This is a genomic window from Paraburkholderia sp. GAS199 (assembly GCF_050436585.1).
In the GTDB taxonomy this organism is placed as follows: Bacteria; Pseudomonadota; Gammaproteobacteria; order Burkholderiales; family Burkholderiaceae; genus Paraburkholderia.
The window spans coordinates 285,887-304,158 of sequence record NZ_JBNDMM010000002.1; the positions used below are offsets into that span (position 1 = coordinate 285,887).

The following is an 18,272-nucleotide window of genomic DNA, read 5'->3' on the forward strand; positions in this document are numbered from 1 at the left end:
TTTCTTCATTGATCTATACGTTTTTACGCAGTCTTCATCGTGTCGTGCCGCGAGCGATACCACTCGACTGTCGCGGCCAGTCCTGCGTCAAGCGAAACCGGCGCCCGCCAGTCCAGCAGGTCGTGGATATGCGAGCAATCCAGTTGAAGGCTTCTCGTTAGACGCTCGACCTGCGGCGAACGTCCGGTCAGACGTCCGGCGAGTTCGAGCAGGCCAACCGGTACGCGCACGAGCCGCGCCGGACGGCCGAGATGCCGGGCGAGCATTTGCGCCATCTGCGGGACCGTGGGATCGTCGCCGTCGCTGACATGAAAGACGTTGCCCGGCGCACGCGGATGAATCGCGCACAGCGCGGTGGCATCGACGAGATTGTCGATAAAACAGAGACTGCGGCGAGCGCTCACGGCGCCGACCGGCAACGGGACACCCTTCGCGATGGCGTCCAGCAGACGCAGAAAATTGGCCCGGACGTGCGGGCCGTAGACCAGCGGCGGTCGCACGATCACGATCTCGAGTCCGGTCCGCGCGCCGAATTCGAGCAGCGCGATTTCAGCCTCCGCTTTAGAGACGCCGTACGCATCTTCAGGCTCACGGGCATCGGTTTCGCTCAACGGACGGCCCGGGTCGGTTTCAGCCAGCGCCTTCACGCTGCTCATAAAAACCAGCCGCTCGACGCCGGCCCGTTGCGCCGCCTGGGCAACCTGCAAAGTCCCGTCGACATTGGTCAGCCGGAACGCGGCAAGCGGATCGGCCACAGTGTCGTTCAGCAGATGAACCCGTGCAGCCAGATGGACTACCGTGCGGCAGCCCCGAAACGCCTCGATCAACGGCATCAGCGCATCGGCGTCGGCAAATTCCGGGACTGCGATCCGGAACAGATCGGCGCCGTTTTCCGCGTCACCCGACGCCCGCACGACGGCATTGACGCTCACGCCCTGGCGCAGCAAGGCGCGGCTCAGCGCCTTTCCAACGAAGCCATTCGCGCCGGTCACGGCAACCCGGTTCGTGATGTGCGGGGCCGGCGACGTCATAGCCATTTCCATCCGAAACGGTTGAAGAACCGGCACGCCGACGTGACGAAAAGCTTGACGTGCTGCATGCCCTTTCTCGACGCGCCGCCGCCATGATGAAGAATGCGGACCTGCGGCACGTACGCGACTCGCGCCACGTCATGCGCGCGGAGGCTGAGATCGTAGTCTTCGAAGTAGAGAAAGTAGCGGTCGTCGAAACCGCCGAGCTGGGCGAGCACGTCGGTTCGGAACAGCATGAAACAGCCGCTGATGATCGGCGGGTCCCACACCACGTTGCTGGCGTCCAGTTGATCGCGCATTTCGTAGTGCGCCAGACGTCTGGCGAACGGCTTGCGCAAAGACGAAGGCAGAAAGCCTCGCACGAACAGATCGAGGACCGTTGGAAAGCGCCGGCAGAGATACTGCTGATGCCCGTCGACGCCGCCAATCCATGGCGCGAGCAAACCGGTTTCCTGAGATTGCTCGAGGAATGCCAGCGCGCGGACGAGCGAGTCCCGCTGGAGTTCGACGTCGGGATTGAGCACGAGGTGATAGCGGCTCTGCGCGGCGGCAATCGCAAGATTGTGGCCGCCGCCATAACCGACATTCCCTTGTCCTGAAATCACGTTGCACTGGATGCCGGCCGCCCGAAGCGGCGCGAAGAAAGTATCCATCGCCGGTGCGCCGCCGTTGTCCACGATCGTCAATCCGACCGGACGTGCGGAGCCGTCGGCCAACGCTTCGCAAGCAGCCTGCAGACTGGCGAGCGTCGACGCGAGCAGCCGTTCGTCCGGGTGGTAAACAACGATCGAAACGGACAGATCGTTGCGTTGATGATCGAGACCAGTTGAGTTCATGAAAAAGCTTGAGCCGCGCAGCGCTCCCGCATTGGGCAATGGGGATAAAACGCCTTGGATTCCAGGTTAAATGTCAGGTTATGTGGACCAGCCGCCGAGCAGTTGCCCGTTGCGCGGGCGCGCCCAACGACTGCGCAATTCCAGCGTGTAGACCGGAGCCTGCGGCTTGCGCGAAAAAACCCGGATCTCCACGGTTTGGCCCGCGAATTCCGCCGGCATGTCGACTGGAAAACGGTAAAGAGCAAAACGCTCTTCCGTGTCGAATTCGATATTCCGATGGCTCACGATATCGCCGCGCAGCGACGCGATTTCGAGGCCCAGATTCATGCCCGGCAAACGCACCGGTGAATGGATCGCGATGTCGAAATAGCGCGGCGCGGTTGTGGGCACGACGACGCGATAAGCGGCGAACGGCACATCGGACAGGCTTCGGCCAATTACCACGCGTGACGCGCCGCCCATGCCGGCGGCCATCCGCGCGAGCTGTTCGGGTAGCGCCGCGCTGACGTCGTCATTACCGGCCAGCCAGTTGGCTGCGCGCGTCAATCGCCGGCTGCGTTGCGTTGCGACCTCGTGCGCATTTGCGGTGGCGTCGGCAAAGTACAGACGCGTCGCCTGCTCGTTGGCGAGCGAACGCTCGGCAAGCTGGTCGATGCGCGCACGCAATTCGTCGATCGTATAGTCTCTGCGCACAGCATGAATCTGCAGCGCGGCGATCTCTTCCTTCTGCCGTGCAATCACGCTGCCGTTGCGAAACATGGACGGCCAATCGAGCGCCGGCGGTCCGTCGGCCGCGGCCTGCGCACGCCGCTGCGCGTCGTGTTCGCGCCGGATCACGACCTGATCGGGAATGAACAGGTTCATGGCGCCAATCGCGTCCTGTATTTCCTGCTCCGCGCTATCGGACTTCTTCCAGACGATCAGGTGATACATCACCTGATCGCAAACATCGAGCAAACTTTGCCGCGCGAAGCGGCGCTCGTCGTCGCTCGCGTTGAGAAACGCAGGGAAATAAAACATTTCCATGCGCGCCAGCCGGAACTCGATGCCGGGCTCCGAATGATCGGACTCGGCCAGTCCCCAATCGGTCGCATGCGGATGCCAGTATTCTTCCCGTGGTACGTTGGCAATTCTGCTGGAAGACCAGAATCGCGGCGTGTGCTCGTTGAACGCTTGAAGGTGGTAACTGTTCGCCGAGTTGAGTTTCTGTTCGAAGTACGGCGCGAGGATGCAAACTTGTGCGCCATGTTTGCACACGCGATAAATCTCGCGCATCGTGTGCATGAGGTCCGCTACGTGCTCCAGCGAATGGGATGCATAGACGAGATCGACCGAATCCGATTCCAGCGGAAGCGTGCCGTTCAGGTCGACGACCAGATCGACGCCCGGCATGGGCGAACGGTCCAAGCCGACAAAACCGGCCTGCTTGACCGTTCCACAGCCTAGATCAATGCAAAGCACAGTAACTACCTCCGCTGAGTTTTCCGACTCGAAGCTGGCTCATTGCAAGCACCCCTCATCTTAAAAACCAATTACATCAAGACAGCGCTTAGCTTTGATCGTTCAGCGGCCCCATCCTCCCAGCAAAACCATCGCGCAACCCCTGTGCCATCAACCTGAGTCGTTTCAATCGTGGCGCCAGGGCAATACCGAAGAAGAACCAGAACTGCACGAGCCGGACGACATGCCACAGTTGCCAGCCTCGACTCATGGGCGTGGAGCGCAGCATGACAACGGTATTGCGAAACGCGTAGTAGTCCCGAAATGGCGAATGCACGAATACTTCGCGCCAATGGCCGAACCAGACGCGCACGATGCTGTCGCCAAGCGAATGCTGCAACTCGGCGTCGCAGATGCCGAATATGCGCCAGTCGCGTGCCCGCGCGCGCAGACACCATTCGGTGTCGACGTGGTCGATGAAATAGCCTTCGTTCATCGTGCCGATCGCATCGAACACTTCCATGCGGACAAGCGTTCCGGATGCGATCAGAAAATCGGTTTCGACATACTCGCAACCCGCCTCGCAGGAAGGTCGCATGATCGACAGGCCGGTTGCCCGCATGAACTTGTTGCGGCTACCGGTTCTGCGATCGACCGTCACCGGCCCAACGGCAGCTAACCGAACGCCTTCCCGCACGAGCTTGCGGCTTGCCGCCACAAGGCGATCCACCATCGATTCGTCGGGGATGCTGTCGTGGTCGAGCAACAGCACGTATTCCGCGCCCCAGCGTTTCGCGGCTTCGATACCCCGGTTCTGCGCGGCAGCGATGCCCAGATTCCCGCCCAGCGGGATGAACTCACCATCGGCCCGACTCGCGAGTTCAGCGAGTTCAGCTTTCGCGTCACTCTTTGATCCGTTGTCGACGATGACGATACGTTGAACGGAGCGCGCCAGCGCCACCGTCTGCGCTGCGACCGTGGCAACTTCCGGGTTATAGCTGACGATGACCGCCGCGACCCTCGGACGCTCTCCGATGCCGGCAGATGAGTTACCGAGCGAGCTCATACGGACCGCCGCTGCAGCATGCCAAGCGTGTGTTCCAGCAGCCGACGGGTTCGCCGGGCCACGCCCGACACGATCCAGATGCGCCACAAGGCAATACGGGTCGCTCGCCTGACCTGCAAATGATCGGCGTCGGAGATGGACACAGCGCTCAGTGCCGCGTGCCAACGTTGCCCGGCTTCGAGCAAAACCTCACGCCATTGAAGCGCGACGACATCCTGCGCGTAGTGTTCGCGCACATCGGCGCATGCGCGCCCGGCAATCTGCTTCCTGAGTTGCGGATCCCGAATCAGGCTCGCAATACCTTCGTACCAGCCCTCTTCCGTTTGCTGAACCAACAAGCCCGTCTCGGCATGCTTGACACTGTTCTTGTAGGGATGCGAATCCGCATACACACCCGCAATACCCAATGCACCGTATTCGCGATACTTGTTGTTCGTCTTGTAGAGATTCGATTTCACCGGCGCCATCGGCGCGAGTCCGATGTCGAGGCACGACTCGCGTTTCAACCGGATGAAAGAAGTGTAGTCGTCGACATGAGCAGTGAAATGCACACGTGGATGCTTACGCAACCGCTCCGGCACGTAGCCGAAAAAATACAGCTCGGCTTGCGGGAAATCTGCGAGCACGCGCTGGAGTGCGGGAATCACCTGCTCGAAATCCGGCGCACGGGTCGGACTACCGGCGAAGCCGATGCGAACCTGGTTGTCCTCTCGCGGCGGCACATCCAAGGTATCGATGAGCGCGAAATCGAAAGGCGCCGGCAGAACGAGCGGCGTGACGCCTAGCCGCTCCTCGATGTATTGTCCGAGCAACGGAGAATTGACGATCACGGTGCCCGCGTGTTGCACGGCCAGCGCGAGCATGCCGCGAACGCCTTTCGATTGATAAAACCGCGCGAGGGGCGTACGCCCCTCCAGTTCCCAGAAGTTATCGTCGATGTAGTAAAGGTACGGCAGCTTGCGAGCGATCATCCATTCGAGCATGGGCTTACCGACGGGATCGCCGATTCTCACGAGAATCGGCATCCCGCCGTCGCGCAGATGGTTCGGCAAAAAGCCAGCCAGGATGATCTTGCTCACGTGCGCAGCGCCGCCGAGCGCCTGGGACACCAGACGCTCGATGATGTGCGTCGTCGCGATCTCGCCTTCGATCACCAGCTTTACCCGGCAGGACATATTTTCCTCGCACGAATTTCGTCTGGAACCGTGATGGCGCGCCCCGCCTGCGCGGCCAGGATGCCGCTCGACCACTGCATCGTCATTCGACGAACAACTCCATGAACGGCGTGGGCGGCGCGAAGCGCGCACCGAATAGACGTCGGTTGATGAATTCGTACACGTAGACCGGTGTTTTGGACCGCACGAAAACTCTGATGCGCCAGCTCTCGCCTTCCAGGGTCTTCACGTCGGTGAAATCGAAGCGCACCGGTTCGTGCACGTCGATGCGAGCGAGATCGAGCGACACGTTGTCTTTGATCTGGTCGTCCGGCGCCACGAGTTCGACGCCGATCAGCCCGTGACGGACCCAATCGACCGCCACCGCAAGCGACAAACCGCGCCAGGAGCCCGTACCCGGTTCGACCCGGTATTCGCGAAACGCCACATCGTGCAACGCGTCGCTGAGTTCGAGCGTTCCGCCCTTGCGCCAGTTAGCATTTGCGCTGTAGCGCTTGAGCCCGGCAAATTGCGGCGACACCGAGTCCCAGAGATCGCTCTTGCGGTGCAAGATACGGTGACGCCACGAGTAGCGCACCATGCGGCGCATGGCGGCGAGCTGATTGGCTTGCTCGTCGGCGTTTTCCGCACCCGCGGCATTGTTCGACAAACCTGCGGTTGCCCGCATCCAGCCCGCCAGTTTATGCAAACGACGCGACTGCTCTGCCCAACCCGGCTCACCGCCATGTTTCTCGAGCAGGCCGGAGAGAATCGCGACATTGGGCTTGCTAGAGAAATGCTCCGAGCAATACGCGGAGTTCCGCGCCTTGATATCGTCGAGATCGTATTTGCGCTCGACCAGATCCTTGAACGTTTGATACCACGCACGCGGTACGAATGCGTCGTTGACGATCGCCGCCACGCCGAGATCGGCGATTTCGGTGTACGGCGCGTTGCCCGGCATGACCGGTACGGCGTTGAGAAGCTTGGCGGTCAGCAACGGATGCAGAGTCTTGAATTCGTTGTTGAGCGTGGTGCTCGGCGCATGCACGACGAAGTCGGGCGAGAAGCGCGCGAATCGGCGCATGGCGAACACGTAGCTCACTTCGAACGAGAGCATCGTGACGCGCATTCCTTCGGGAAGACCTTGCAGCTGATCGAGATAAACCGAGTCGTGCGTTTCCGGAATGACGAAATTCAACGCCACGCCGCCCGACGCCAGCCGTTTCAATGCCGGAATAATGGCGTCCCAAAGGCCTTTGGTTCGATGAACACCGCCGGCGAAGGCAATGGTAATTTCACCGGGCTCCTTGGGAATCTGATAGTCGACATGAAACGGACGCTGGTCTTCGCATGCGACCGGATAAACGATCACGTTTGGATGAAGCAGCTGTTGCTCGAAATAAGCCTCGAGCTTGGGACTGGATACCAGTACCCCTTCGAACTGCTTCACGCTTTCGCGGAATGCCGGCAGGCGGTAATCCTCACCGGCAAACGTGTACTCGCCCGTCTCGGTCAGCAGCGGGAGATTGTCGTCGATGAAAAAGTACGTGGGAACGCCGATCGCCTTCGCGGCGTCGATCCACGGCTGGACCGAACTGATCGCGCGTACAAAAATCACGCACGTCGCGCGCGCCAGTTCTTCGACACCGAAGCCGCTGTAATACGAAATCACGCGAACGCGTTTGGCCACGTCCTGCGGAAGCAGTTCGAAATAAAGTGAAGTGGATGCATTGCCTCCGAGGTTCACTACGAGAATGTAGCCCTCTTTCGGCTCGGTGTAGTCCGGCGCGGGAACTGCGGACGGCCATCCACGTGCGAGCGAATGCTTTTTCGCAACCGACTCGGTGATGGTGCGCGTGCTCATGCCGTGCGACGGATCTTCGGCAAGCACCTCGCACATGGGAAGGTTGGCCGGACGCAGGCGTTCATTGCGCGCGGTGCGCATCCATTCGTCCGCGGCGCCAAAATCCACCGAATAGGTGTGGCCGAGGCTATCCGTTGTCATGGGGCCTTCTTCGCGGCCCACTGCAACGTCGACGAAGCGAATTTCGTAACGCTCCGCCACGCGGCACCACAGGTCCCAGTCGCACAAGCGCGCAATCACGATGTGCGGATCGTAGAAACCCACGTCTTCGACGACACTCTTCGACATCAGAATGCCGTTGTTCGGAATGAAGTTGCCGGCGCGCAGCGTGCCTTGCGAACGTTCGCTGCCAAGACGCGTGACGATGACTTCGTTGGTGGCCGGATCTCTGACGCAAAACTCGACGTGCCCGTAAATCACCGCCCAAGGCGTTTTCTTCGCTTCGGCGAGCAGTTCTTCGAGTGCTTCCGGATTGAAAATCGTGTCGTCGAACGCAAACGCCAAACGGTCCGCGCGCGCGCGCAGATAGCCTTCGAACTCGGAAATGGCCGGCAGACCGATGTTTTTCGTGTGACGCAGACAACTGACCCGGCCGTCCCGCTTCTGGAACTCGGCGATCTGATCCGCGGTGCCGTCGGTGCTGGCGTCATCGATGATGATGAGTTCGATGTTCTCCAGCGTCTGGTTGAGCACCGACTCGACGGCACGCCGGAACATCCCGCTTTTGCCACGTCGAAAGGTTGGCAGCAATACCGAGATTTCGGGCTTCCGGTTGACGTCGTAATCGGCGCCCGGCAACCACACGGTATCCCGAATCAGGTCTTTAACTAACATTCGATATTCCTTTGCTCGATGGCGAGCCGGTGCGGGCGCGGGAGATTTACGTCGTTGGCAGTCCTGCTTTGATGCGAATCGACGTACCCGGTGCCATGGACCGCCGCAGCGATGGTTATGAGCCTGAGTGCAATTCGTACTGCTTCAAGACTTCTTTCGCCGGTCCGTCCATCACGATCTCGCCCTTCCTCAGCCAGATCACTCGTGCGCAAAAGTCTTCGACCAGAGGCAAGCTATGACTCGAAAAAACAAGAATCTTGCCCTGCTCCATGAACTCGTACATCCGCCTTTTGGCTTTCTCGGCAAACACCAGATCGCCCGCCCCCATCACCTCGTCGAGCAGCAGAATCTCGGGATTGATGGCAGTCGATACGGAAAACGCAAGGCGGATGAACATCCCCGCCGAGTACGTTTTCACCGGGTAGTCAAGAAAGTGGCCGAGTTCCGAAAAATCCCCGATTTCGCGAATACGCTCTTCGATCTGCTGCGGTGCGAGACCGAGCAGCATGCCGCGTATGCGAATGTTGTCCCAACCCGTTTGCGTCATTTCGAAGCCGGTTGCCAGTTCGAACATTGGCGACACGTGGCCCACGATTTCAGACGTGCCATGGGTCGGAGGATAAATGCCCGCCATGACTTTCAGGATGGTGCTTTTACCCGCGCCGTTGAGACCGACGAGGCCAACCCGCTCCCCGTGTTCGATCTCGACGTTCACGCCTTTCAGCGCGTCGACGTATCGCTTTTCCCGCTTCTCGCCGCGAAGGCGTGCAAGAATTGCGCCCTTCAAACTGTCCTGATTGTTCGAAACATCGAAGCGCACCCGAACGTCGCGCAGGCTTATTTTCAGTGCGTTGGTCATAAAACGTAGACGATGCGAGCCGACATCTTTTTGATCACAATAATGGCGATGATTCCGACGAGCGCCCCGTATCCCAATGCAAGACCGACGACCGGCATAGGCGGTGCCGCGTTGTTCATCAGCGGGTAGCGGATGATTTCGATCAGATAGTACAGAGGGTTCATCAGATACACGAAGTCCAGCCCACGCTGCTTCAGCATATCGACGGTATACATCACCGGCGTGACATAGAAAGCGATCTGGATCAAGCCGGTCAACAAATGCGGCAAATCACGGAATCGCGCGCCGACGTGCGCCACGATAATCAAATGGAAAAAGTTGATTATCACGAACGCAAGGAAGCCCGGAATCGCCCAGAGCGCGCCCCATGTGAATGGCCGGCCGTAGGCGATTGCAACCACGAAAAACACGAACAGACCCACGCTGAACACGACCATGTAAGGCACCATGGCGCGATACAGATACGTCACTTTCGGAAACGAGAACTGCTTGATGTAGCCTTCCGCGTGGACGAACGACGATGCTCCTTCGGTCAGCGCTGAAGTCATGAAACCCCAGATCGCCAGGCCCAGCGTCAGAAACGGAAGGAAGTCCCGCATCGGCTGGTGGAACAGGCGGCCAAAGATGATCCCGACCGCGCCCATCGTTGCCGACAGGTTGATCAGAATCCACAGTGGGCCGAGAACGGAGCTTCTGAACCTGCCTTTCAGGTCCTGCAGCCCCATATGAAGCCAGACACGCCAGAGGCGTGCCGCCGTCACGTATTCGGTAAGCGGCCGCGTACGATTACTGCTGTACGTCACCATCGAGAGTTCGCTCCATGAAAATCACGCCATCCTTGCATTCAACGTCGTTGAACCCAAGCTTTGAATAAAGTTGGTGAGCCCGCTCATTTGCCTCGATGACCTCGAGATACAAACTGCTCAGCCCGAGTTCCTGCTTTGCAAATGACATCAGCCCCAGGATCGCATTGCGCATCAACCCTTTGCCCTGAAAACCGGGCGCAGCCACGAACCGGCCAATTTCGGCCCGACCCGCGACGGGATCGATCGAATAAATCGCTACCTGCCCAACTTTTTCACCCGAGCTCGTGCTTTCGACGATAAAGACGATATCGTCCGGCTTCTCGCTGTAGTGCAGGAACCACCGATGGTGTTGTTCCCACTCGAGCACAGCCGAATGCTTGAAGTTCTGACGAACACCTTCGCGATTACGCCATTCCAGCGTTTCGCGGAGGTCGGCTTCGGTCAGCGTACGAATGCGAACGTCGCCGCACACGTACGGTGCATAGACATTCTTCATGCGGCCGCGTAGCGGATCACGAGATCCGCAATCAATTCAACGTCTTTACGCGAGACGCCCATATGCATCGGCAGCGACAGGATTTCGCTGCTAGCCTGGTGCGACTTCGGACATTGGCCCTTGCCTTGCGCGTACATGCGGTACTCGGTGTTGTCGCGGTAGTGGACGCCCGGATACACCTCGTGCTCGTTCAGCGCGAGCATCAGTTCGTCACGGTTCTTCACGCGAATCTGGAACAGATGGCGCGACGACTCGCAGCCCTTCGTGATCGGCACCAGACGGATATTCGCGTGACCGCCGAGCAGTTCTTCGTACCAGTTGGCCAGCTGACGGCGATAGGAGTTGTCGTTATCCAGATACTTCAGCTGCACCAGGCCGATAGCGGCCATGATCGAGTTGCCGTGGTACTTGAAGCCCACTTCCTCGACGTCGTACATCCACTTGTACGCGCCTTGCGAAGCGGTACGTGCGTACGTGTCCTTGTTGATGCCGAGCCAGCTCATCTTGCGAGCACGCACGTCGTCTTCCGCGTCACGGAAGCAGATCATGCCGGAGTCGGCGGTCGGCAGATTCTTCACAGCCTGGAAGCTGAATACGGTGACGTCGGCGTCGTGGCCAACGTGCTTGCCTTGGAAGCGCGTGCCGGACATGTGAGCCGCGTCCAGAATCAGAGCGATGCCGCGATCGCGGCAGAGCTTCAGAACGCGCTCGTACTGACCAACGTTACCGCCCACGCCCACGTAGATCACTGCGCGCGTACGATCGGTGATGCGTGCTTCGATGCTTTCCGGATCGAGACACAGCGAGTCGTCCACGTCGGCGAAAACCGGCGTGAGCTGCGAGTACAGAATGGCGTGGTTCGACGAAACGAACGTCAGCGGCGTGGTGATGACTTCGTCGCCGTCAGCCCAGTTGTGCTTGGTCTTGAGCAGTTCGAATGCGAGGTGCAGCCCGACCGTGTTGGAGCTCAGAAAGTGCGCGTGCGGCAGACCCGTGTACGCCTTCCATGCTTCTTCGAACTGATTGGTCTTGAAGCCCAGCCCGGTCCAACCTTTCTCGAGACATTCCTTGATCTCGTCGAGGCATTCCTGAATGCGGAAATTAGGTACGAACAACTGAATAGCCATAAAAGTCTCCTCGGGAGTCGGGCTAGTTAAATAATTCGGCGTCGGCAAGTGCAGGCGCTGCCGCGTCTTTCTTCGACAGCAGCGGTTCACCCTCGAACGGCCATTCAATTCCGATAGCGGGATCGTTCCACGCCAGCGAGCGCTCGTATTCCGGCGCGTAATAATCGGTCGTCTTATACAGGAACTCGGCAAATTCCGACAGCACGACGAATCCGTGCGCAAACCCTTCGGGAATCCACAGTTGCCGTTTGTTCTGATCGGACAACTCGACACCGACCCATTTGCCGAAGTTCGGCGAGCTACGGCGAATGTCGACCGCGACGTCGAACACCTGACCGCTCGTTACCCGAACCAGCTTGCCCTGCGGTTGCTGGATCTGATAATGCAAGCCGCGCAGAACATTGCGCGCCGAACGCGAATGATTGTCCTGCACGAAGTTGCGCTCGATGCCCGTGCCTTCTGCGAACTCGCGAGCATTGAAACTTTCGAAAAAGAAGCCGCGATCGTCGCCGAATACCTTCGGCTCGAGAATGACGACTTCGGGAAGTGCCGTACGGGTAACGGTCAGATTCATGCTACGGTTTCCTTCAGAATCCGGTAAAGGTATTGGCCATAGCCATTCTTTGCGAGCGGCGCCGCCAGCGCTTCCAGATCCGACGCGGAAATCCAGCGGCTGCGGAACGCGATCTCTTCCGGGCATGCAACCATCAAACCCTGACGCTTCTGCAGCGTTGCAATGAAGGTCGCCGCTTCCTGGAGAGAATCGTGCGTGCCGGTGTCGAGCCAGGCGTAACCACGTCCCATGATCTCCACCTTGAGCGCTGCATTACGCAGGTAGTGAAGATTGACGTCCGTGATTTCGAGTTCGCCACGATCGGACGGCTTGATGCCCGCGGCAATGTCGCACACGGTGTTGTCGTAGAAATAGAGGCCCGTGACCGCGTAGTTGGAGCGCGGCGTTTTCGGCTTCTCTTCCAGCGAAACGGCCTGGAAGGCCTGATCGAATTCCACGACGCCGTAGCGCTCGGGATCGTGCACGTGATACGCGAACACGGTCGCGCCGTTCTCGCGGGCCGTTGCGCGCTGCAACTGACCGAGCAGGTCGTGGCCGTGAAAAATGTTGTCGCCCAGCACCAGCGCCGAGGGATCGTTGCCGACGAAGTCGCGCCCGATGATGAACGCCTGCGCGAGTCCGTCCGGAGACGGCTGAACCGCGTACTGAAGATTGAGACCCCAGCGGCTGCCGTCGCCCAGAAGCTCCGAGAAACGGGGCGTGTCCTGCGGCGTCGAAATGATCAGGATGTCGCGAATACCCGCCAGCATCAACGTGCTCAGCGGGTAGTAGATCATCGGCTTGTCGTACACCGGCAGCAGCTGCTTCGATACCGAACGCGTAATAGGGTAAAGGCGCGTGCCGGAGCCTCCGGCCAGGATAATGCCTTTTCTTTTCATGATGGGGTCTCTCAAGTTTTCGCCACGTACGCTTAGCCGAACAGCTGCCGTCCTTCGATCAACTGCGCCAGCACACGATCGACGCCGTCTCGCCAGTCGGGCAAATCGACGCCCAACGCCGCACGCAAGCGCGACGTGTCGAGCCGGGAGTTGAGCGGACGCGCAGCGCGGCTGCCGTAGTCGGCGGCCGCGATCGGCGCAATGCGCTCGGGACTTGCGGCAACCGGCACGCCCGCGCGCGCGAGCGTTTCAACAATACGGCATGCGTACTGATGCCAGCTCGTCTCGCCCGCCGCCGCGACGTGATAAACGCCATAAGGCATGGGCGACGCGGCGCCCAGATAGCCACGCACCGCCAGGGCCGTGACGTCCGCCAGCAGCGCAGCCGGCGTCGGCGCACCGATCTGGTCCGAGACCACCGACAAGGTCGGGCGCGTCAGAGCGGCACGCGCAATCGATTTCAAAAAGTTAGCACCCTGCAAGCCGAAAACCCAGCTGGTGCGAAACACCCAGTGGTCGGCGCCGCTATCCCGTACCGCGATCTCGCCGTCGAGCTTGGAGCGGCCGTAAACCGACAGCGGCGACGTCGCGTCGTCTTCCACGTACGCGACTTCGCTCGCTCCGTCGAACACGTAGTCGGTCGAATAGTGGACCATCAGGCTGCCCAGCGCCTTCGCTTCGGCCGCGAGCAAACCGGGCGCGACCGCGTTGATGGCGCGCGCCGCATCGACCTCGGTTTCCGCCAGATCGACTGCCGTGTAACCGCCTGCGTTGATAACGACGCGCGGCTTCACCGAGCGCATCGTGGTGACGATTTGATCCGCCGACGCGAGGTCGCACGTATCGCGCCCAACCGCCACGACGCGCCCTACCACCGACAGGCTCCGGCACAACTCAGCGCCGAGTTGCCCGCGGGCCCCGGTCACGAGGATCGTGTCGCTGCCCGCGGAAAAACCCGGGTCCCGATCACGCATAGTGCTGGCCTACCCACTTCCGGTACTCGCCCGACGTGACGTTGTCGACCCACGGCTGATTGTCCAGATACCACTGAACCGTTTTCTTGAGACCCGTCTCGAACGTTTCCGCCGGCTTCCAGCCAAGCTCGCGCTCGAGCTTGCGTGCGTCGATCGCGTAACGGCGGTCGTGGCCCGGACGATCCTTGATGAAGGTCATCTGGTCACGGTAAGAGCCTTCGGCTTTCGGCTTGAGTTCGTCGAGCAGATCGCACAGCGTATGCACGACCTCGAGATTCGTTTTTTCGTTCCAGCCGCCGACGTTGTACGTTTCGCCGGGCGTGCCGTGCGCCAGCACCTGACGGATGGCCGAGCAGTGATCGGTGACGTACAACCAGTCGCGCACGTTCTGCCCGTCGCCGTAGATCGGCAGCGATTTGCCGGCAAGCGCGTTGGTGATCATCAACGGAATCAGCTTTTCCGGGAAATGATACGGACCGTAGTTGTTCGAGCAGTTGGTGGTCAGCGTGGGCAGACCGTAGGTGTGGTGATAGGCGCGCACCAGGTGGTCAGAGGCGGCCTTCGTTGCCGAATACGGGCTATTGGGCGCGTACGACGTTGTCTCGGAGAACTGCGGATCTTGCGGACCCAGCGAGCCGAAAACTTCGTCCGTGGAAACGGCGAGCATGCGGAAAGCCGCTTTTTCGGTTTCGGGCAGATTGCTCCAGTAAGCGCGAACCGCTTCGAGCAACGTGAACGTACCGACGACATTGGTTTGCACGAAATCGGCCGGGCCGTCGATCGAACGATCGACATGGCTCTCGGCGGCGAAGTGGACTACCGCACGCGGCTTGTGTTCGGCCAGCAGTTTGTCGAGGGCTGCGCGATCGCAGATGTCGACACGGGCGAATATATGCTTCTCGCTGCCTTCGACCGACTTGAGCGTGGCCAGATTTCCCGCGTACGTGAGTTTGTCCACGTTAAGCACAGGTTCATCGTTGACGCTCAGCCAATCCAGCACGAAATTCGCGCCGATAAAGCCGGCGCCGCCCGTTACGAGAATCATACAAATCCTTAAGATGTATTCGTGCGCCACGGCCTGGTAGCGCGCCCCGCCACTCTGTCACTGCCGCGAACAGCGATAACCGATGCTTTTTCTGTGCGGATCCACGCCAGAAACCTGCAGGAGCCGGGGCGGATGTACTGTTTTTAGCAATCGTGCCAAAAACACCAATAGCCGGGCGATTTTTGACGCTTGGGGAGCGGAGATTATATGACACCCAGCCCCCAAAACAACGCCCCCATACAACTTGAAACATAGGACAGGCGGGTGAAACCTTGTGTTACCGGCACGAGTTACCGGCTACACATGGGGGCTTCGGGCTTCTTTACCGAGCAAATCGGGCGGACATTCTCGCCGCCGATTAATGCGAAATGATTACGTAATTTTTTAGCAAACCACGTCGGTTTGCAATCAGTTTCAGCGGACAACTCACGCCGCCAGCATCCACTTCAACGTATCCACGAACGGAATCGGCTCGACTTTCGGCACCAGCGTTCGCAGCTTGGCAGGCGACCCCGCCAGCATCTTCACGTCCGTCTGCCGCACGAAGGCCAGATTGACCCGCACCTCGATCTCATGGCCGGTCAGTTCGCTGGCCGTCGAGAGAATTTGCCGCAGCGTGAAGGGTGTGCCCGTACACACGTTGACGGTTTCCCCGGCCGCATCGGAATCGAGCAGCGCTTCATAGGCGCTTGCCACGTAACGCACGTCGGAAAAATCGCGCGCCACGTCGATATTGCCTAACTCGATGGCCGCATCGCGACGCGCGAAGTGTTCGACGATCTTCGGCACGAGGAAGTTGTTCGCCTGGCCGCGTCCGGTGTAATTGAACGGCCGCACGATCAGGATCGGCAGGCGGTCGAACCACGTGCGCACCATCGTTTCCATGGCCGCCTTGCTGGCCGCGTAATGATTCACCGGCGTGATGGGAAAGGTTTCGTCGATGGCGTTGCTCGTCACGTTGCCGTACACGTTCGCGCTGCTGGCGATCAACAGTTTGCGCGGCGTATGGCCGACCGCCTCGCAGGCTTCGAGCAGGTTCAGCGTGCCGAGCACGTTGACGCGGTAAAAGTCGAGCGGATCGTTGTGCCCGACGAAGCTGATCGCGGCGAGATGCACGATGTAGTCGGGACGTACCGCGGCGATCACGCGCCGGCAAGCGTCGGGGGACGTGATGTCGAGTCGCACGCGCGTGGGCGTTTCGACTTCGTCGCGACCGGCCACGGTCTCGATCACCGTATGACCGCGGCCCAGCAGATTTTCAACCAGATAGCGGCCGGTGAAACCGCTCGCCCCAGTGACGAGCGTGCGGATCGGTTGCGTCGCATGAGAATTCGACATGCTTTCTCCGTTCACGAGGGTCATTCTGTTGTGATGCAATATCGAGCCACTCCTGCGCGGCACCGCCTAGTCGCCGCATTCTGGCGGCATACGGCGCGATATTGGCGTCTCAAACGGGCTATTATGTCACGCTGGCATGTTGCACTGCCCACCGCGGCACGTCTTATGCGTAACAGGTTGTACCGAATTGCAACGACCCTCTTCGATGACACCTTCCACCGTTACTTCCGCCCCGTCCTCGTCACAACTGTTACCTCTCGCATTCGGCGACCTGCAGGGCTGCCGCACGCCTTTTCAGCAGTTGCTCGCGAAAGCGGCGCCGGCCTCCGGCACGCCGCTCTGGTTCGCGGGCGACCTGATCAACCGGGGCGCGGAGTCGCTCGCCACGTTGCGCGACATCATTGCATTGGGCGACCAGGCGGTGCCGGTGCTGGGTAATCACGACCTGCATCTGCTGTCGGTGTCGGCGGGTATCCGGAAGTCGAAGAAAGGTGACACCATCGACGAGATTCTCTCGGCACCCGACGCTCAGGACCTGCTCGAATGGGTTCGTCACCGGCCGCTTGCGCACTTCGATCACGGCATGCTGATGGTCCATGCCGGCGTGCTGCCGCAATGGGACGTCGCCACCACGCTCGAACTCGCGCACGACTTGCAGCGTGCGCTGCGCGCGCCGAACTGGAAGGAAACGCTCGCTGGTCTGTACGGCAACGAGCCGAATCGCTGGAAGCCGAATCTGAAAGGAATCGAACGCCTGCGTCTGACTTGCAGCGCGTTGACGCGCATCCGTTTCTGTAACGCGGACGGCGTGATGGATTTCAGCAGCAGCGGCGGCCTGAATTCCGCGCCGCCGGGCGCGATGCCCTGGTTCGATGTGCCGTCGCGCAAAACGTCGGACGTCACAGTGGTGTTCGGACACTGGGCCGCGCTGGGCTTGACCTTGCGCGACAACCTGATCGGTCTGGATTCGGGCTGTGTGTGGGGTGAAAAGCTGTCCGCCGTGCGTCTGGCGAAAAAACCGGCGGAGCGCACGCTGTTTCAGGTGAACTGCGAAAGTTGCCGCTCAACTGAAGAATAAGCGCGTTGCGGGGCCCGTTTCCGGGCCCGACCGCCGGGCGCGTGCTCAGTCTTTCTTGTAGACGTGTTTGTGCGCCGCCACGCCGTTAGGAAACAGTTTGCGCACGAGACCGCGCGCCGCCGCGTCCGCCTGTAGCACGACATCGCGCACTGGCTGGTCGGGTCGGCCGCGAAACGACGTCGGATGGAAATACGCTTCTTCGCCCACGGGATGGTCGGAGAAATAATAGTTCGACACGCAGCAGCGCGGCTCGTCGCTGAGATTCGGCGAGACCGAATGCCACGAGTGCTGGTTCGTCACCATCACGGCAAGCCGGTTGAACTGGCTGACGATGGTGATCGGCTCCGCTTTCGGCCCATGCGGCCACACTTCCAGATTGCCGCCATTCTCCGCCTGCCAGCCAGGCGACGCGTAGTACAGCAGATTCAGCACGCGATAACGCGCGCGATCCTTGTCGTGCGAATTGTCCAGATGCGGATTGAGGAAGTGCCCACGACCCATCATCGAAATACCGCCGGCGTACAGATGCTCGTCGGGATACAGCGAGCGCAGGCCGGTAATCTGCACGACGAGATCGACCACCTCCGGCTGCTGAAACGCAAAGATGACTTCTTCGAGAATCGGCGCATGCTGGTTCATCTGCGCCGAGACGTACTTCAGTTCGCGAAGGCTCTTGCGCAGCATCATCGTCGACGCGTCCGGAAAGCCCTTGCGCACCGACGCCGCCAGTTCTTCAGGCAGCACGTCGTCCACGACGAAATAATTGACCGGCGCACTCTGCTGCCATTGCACGCGTGCGGCGTCGAGATTTTCACTCAGCCGCGCCGCAATGTGCCGGCCAATGTCCGTGCGTTGCATTGTCATGGCGT

General features: G+C 60.2%; 17 protein-coding genes. 1 reads left to right on the plus strand and 16 read right to left on the minus strand.

What is annotated here, in order from left to right:
• Positions 1-23: 23 nt before the first annotated feature.
• The 15 genes from P3T18_RS07395 to P3T18_RS07465 all read right to left on the minus strand — a co-directional run bounded on the left by P3T18_RS07395 (position 24) and on the right by P3T18_RS07465 (position 16,325).
• Positions 24-1,031, minus strand: coding sequence for a UDP-glucose 4-epimerase family protein (locus P3T18_RS07395; protein WP_429299270.1), 1,008 nt, complete (start codon positions 1,029-1,031; stop codon positions 24-26).
• Positions 1,028-1,867 carry a glycosyltransferase gene (locus tag P3T18_RS07400; protein ID WP_429299271.1) on the minus strand — a complete coding sequence of 280 codons (840 nt, stop codon included), beginning with the start codon at positions 1,865-1,867 and terminating at the stop codon, positions 1,028-1,030. The genes P3T18_RS07395 and P3T18_RS07400 overlap by 4 nt, the downstream gene beginning before the upstream one ends.
• Positions 1,868-1,945: 78 nt before the next feature.
• Entirely contained in the window at positions 1,946-3,328 is a 1,383-nt protein-coding gene (locus tag P3T18_RS07405; RefSeq protein ID WP_429299272.1) for a class I SAM-dependent methyltransferase, read from the minus strand.
• An 88-nt stretch (positions 3,329-3,416) separates the two neighbouring features.
• Positions 3,417-4,373 carry a glycosyltransferase family 2 protein gene (locus P3T18_RS07410; protein WP_429299273.1) on the minus strand — a complete coding sequence of 319 codons (957 nt, stop codon included), beginning with the start codon at positions 4,371-4,373 and terminating at the stop codon, positions 3,417-3,419.
• Complete coding sequence (locus P3T18_RS07415; protein WP_429299274.1) at positions 4,370-5,548, minus strand: hypothetical protein; 1,179 nt, start codon at positions 5,546-5,548, stop codon at positions 4,370-4,372. The genes P3T18_RS07410 and P3T18_RS07415 overlap by 4 nt, the downstream gene beginning before the upstream one ends.
• An 82-nt stretch (positions 5,549-5,630) precedes the next feature.
• A complete protein-coding gene (locus P3T18_RS07420; protein WP_429299275.1) occupies positions 5,631-8,228 on the minus strand; it encodes a glycosyltransferase family 2 protein in 2,598 nt (865 codons plus the stop codon).
• 115 nt (positions 8,229-8,343) lie between these two features.
• Positions 8,344-9,087 carry an ABC transporter ATP-binding protein gene (locus tag P3T18_RS07425; protein WP_429299276.1) on the minus strand — a complete coding sequence of 248 codons (744 nt, stop codon included), beginning with the start codon at positions 9,085-9,087 and terminating at the stop codon, positions 8,344-8,346.
• A complete protein-coding gene (locus tag P3T18_RS07430; RefSeq protein ID WP_429299277.1) occupies positions 9,084-9,893 on the minus strand; it encodes an ABC transporter permease in 810 nt (269 codons plus the stop codon). The genes P3T18_RS07425 and P3T18_RS07430 overlap by 4 nt, the downstream gene beginning before the upstream one ends.
• Positions 9,874-10,389, minus strand: a complete 516-nt coding sequence (locus P3T18_RS07435) for a GNAT family N-acetyltransferase (RefSeq protein WP_429299278.1) — start codon at positions 10,387-10,389, stop codon at positions 9,874-9,876. Before P3T18_RS07435 ends, P3T18_RS07430 begins: the two co-directional genes overlap by 20 nt.
• Complete coding sequence (locus P3T18_RS07440; RefSeq protein ID WP_429299279.1) at positions 10,386-11,516, minus strand: DegT/DnrJ/EryC1/StrS family aminotransferase; 1,131 nt, start codon at positions 11,514-11,516, stop codon at positions 10,386-10,388. Before P3T18_RS07440 ends, P3T18_RS07435 begins: the two co-directional genes overlap by 4 nt.
• Before the next feature lie 22 nt (positions 11,517-11,538).
• Complete coding sequence (rfbC, locus tag P3T18_RS07445) at positions 11,539-12,090, minus strand: dTDP-4-dehydrorhamnose 3,5-epimerase (protein ID WP_429299280.1); 552 nt, start codon at positions 12,088-12,090, stop codon at positions 11,539-11,541.
• Positions 12,087-12,968 carry a glucose-1-phosphate thymidylyltransferase RfbA gene (gene rfbA, locus P3T18_RS07450; RefSeq protein ID WP_429299281.1) on the minus strand — a complete coding sequence of 294 codons (882 nt, stop codon included), beginning with the start codon at positions 12,966-12,968 and terminating at the stop codon, positions 12,087-12,089. Before rfbA ends, rfbC begins: the two co-directional genes overlap by 4 nt.
• Positions 12,969-13,000: 32 nt before the next feature.
• Complete coding sequence (gene rfbD / locus P3T18_RS07455) at positions 13,001-13,942, minus strand: dTDP-4-dehydrorhamnose reductase (protein ID WP_429299282.1); 942 nt, start codon at positions 13,940-13,942, stop codon at positions 13,001-13,003.
• The gene (rfbB, locus tag P3T18_RS07460; protein WP_429299283.1) at positions 13,935-14,987 is read right to left on the minus strand and encodes a dTDP-glucose 4,6-dehydratase; all 1,053 of its coding nucleotides are present in this window, start codon (positions 14,985-14,987) and stop codon (positions 13,935-13,937) included. Before rfbB ends, rfbD begins: the two co-directional genes overlap by 8 nt.
• Positions 14,988-15,413: 426 nt before the next feature.
• Positions 15,414-16,325 carry a GDP-mannose 4,6-dehydratase gene (locus tag P3T18_RS07465; RefSeq protein WP_429299284.1) on the minus strand — a complete coding sequence of 304 codons (912 nt, stop codon included), beginning with the start codon at positions 16,323-16,325 and terminating at the stop codon, positions 15,414-15,416.
• A gap of 205 nt (positions 16,326-16,530) precedes the next feature.
• Between P3T18_RS07465 and P3T18_RS07470 the strand changes: the two genes are divergently transcribed.
• On the plus strand, positions 16,531-17,403 hold the full coding sequence (locus tag P3T18_RS07470; RefSeq protein ID WP_429299285.1) for a symmetrical bis(5'-nucleosyl)-tetraphosphatase: 873 nt from the start codon (positions 16,531-16,533) through the stop codon (positions 17,401-17,403).
• Between the two features lie 45 nt (positions 17,404-17,448).
• On the opposite strand, the gene P3T18_RS07475 is transcribed toward P3T18_RS07470, so the two are convergent.
• Positions 17,449-18,267, minus strand: a complete 819-nt coding sequence (locus P3T18_RS07475) for a 2OG-Fe(II) oxygenase (protein ID WP_429299286.1) — start codon at positions 18,265-18,267, stop codon at positions 17,449-17,451.
• Positions 18,268-18,272 lie beyond the last annotated feature (5 nt).

What these genes read in the sequence shown, in the direction of transcription:
- P3T18_RS07410 (WP_429299273.1), bottom strand. Translation starts at nt 4,373, where the DNA reads ATGAGCTCGCTCGGTAACTCATCTGCCGGCATCGGAGAGCGTCCGAGG.
- P3T18_RS07430 (WP_429299277.1), bottom strand. Translation starts at nt 9,893, where the DNA reads ATGGTGACGTACAGCAGTAATCGTACGCGGCCGCTTACCGAATACGTG.
- P3T18_RS07440 (WP_429299279.1), bottom strand. Translation starts at nt 11,516, where the DNA reads ATGGCTATTCAGTTGTTCGTACCTAATTTCCGCATTCAGGAATGCCTC.
- P3T18_RS07475 (WP_429299286.1), bottom strand. Translation starts at nt 18,267, where the DNA reads ATGACAATGCAACGCACGGACATTGGCCGGCACATTGCGGCGCGGCTG.
- P3T18_RS07470 (WP_429299285.1), top strand. Translation starts at nt 16,531, where the DNA reads ATGACACCTTCCACCGTTACTTCCGCCCCGTCCTCGTCACAACTGTTA.
- rfbA (WP_429299281.1), bottom strand. Translation starts at nt 12,968, where the DNA reads ATGAAAAGAAAAGGCATTATCCTGGCCGGAGGCTCCGGCACGCGCCTT.
- rfbC (WP_429299280.1), bottom strand. Translation starts at nt 12,090, where the DNA reads ATGAATCTGACCGTTACCCGTACGGCACTTCCCGAAGTCGTCATTCTC.
- P3T18_RS07425 (WP_429299276.1), bottom strand. Translation starts at nt 9,087, where the DNA reads ATGACCAACGCACTGAAAATAAGCCTGCGCGACGTTCGGGTGCGCTTC.
- P3T18_RS07465 (WP_429299284.1), bottom strand. Translation starts at nt 16,325, where the DNA reads ATGTCGAATTCTCATGCGACGCAACCGATCCGCACGCTCGTCACTGGG.
- P3T18_RS07420 (WP_429299275.1), bottom strand. Translation starts at nt 8,228, where the DNA reads ATGTTAGTTAAAGACCTGATTCGGGATACCGTGTGGTTGCCGGGCGCC.
- P3T18_RS07435 (WP_429299278.1), bottom strand. Translation starts at nt 10,389, where the DNA reads ATGAAGAATGTCTATGCACCGTACGTGTGCGGCGACGTTCGCATTCGT.
- P3T18_RS07395 (WP_429299270.1), bottom strand. Translation starts at nt 1,031, where the DNA reads ATGACGTCGCCGGCCCCGCACATCACGAACCGGGTTGCCGTGACCGGC.
- P3T18_RS07415 (WP_429299274.1), bottom strand. Translation starts at nt 5,548, where the DNA reads ATGTCCTGCCGGGTAAAGCTGGTGATCGAAGGCGAGATCGCGACGACG.
- rfbB (WP_429299283.1), bottom strand. Translation starts at nt 14,987, where the DNA reads ATGATTCTCGTAACGGGCGGCGCCGGCTTTATCGGCGCGAATTTCGTG.
- P3T18_RS07400 (WP_429299271.1), bottom strand. Translation starts at nt 1,867, where the DNA reads ATGAACTCAACTGGTCTCGATCATCAACGCAACGATCTGTCCGTTTCG.
- rfbD (WP_429299282.1), bottom strand. Translation starts at nt 13,942, where the DNA reads ATGCGTGATCGGGACCCGGGTTTTTCCGCGGGCAGCGACACGATCCTC.